This is a genomic window from Pontimicrobium sp. MEBiC06410 (assembly GCF_053601615.1).
Map to the genome: position 1 here is coordinate 1 of NZ_JBSHNT010000043.1, position 329 is coordinate 329.

Here is a 329-nt window from a genome sequence, read left to right on the forward strand (position 1 = left end):
CTGTGTAATCGCTTGTCCCTGCTGTGCCTGTTGTCGTGACAATATCTACTACAACGTCTGTTGCGCTTACGGTATCGATGCTTACTGGAACGGTTACTGTGCCAGCGCCTTCGTTGACTGTTGCATCAGCTATTGTTACTATTGGCGCATTGTCGTTATCGGTGATCGTTACTGTTCCGCTTGGGTCTGTGTTTGCTGTGTTTCCGCTGGTTACTGTGCCATCGACGGTAAAGGTCTCATCGGCTTCATCTATGGCATCATCCGTGATTGGAATCACTACATCGACACTCGTGCTTCCTGCTGGAATGGTTACGGTTGTTGTCGTGACT

General features: G+C 49.2%; 1 protein-coding gene. It reads right to left on the bottom strand.

Going from position 1 to position 329, the window contains the following annotated elements:
• On the bottom strand, positions 1-329 hold a 329-nt coding region (locus ACVC08_RS00260; protein ID WP_452600513.1), incomplete at both ends, for a hypothetical protein.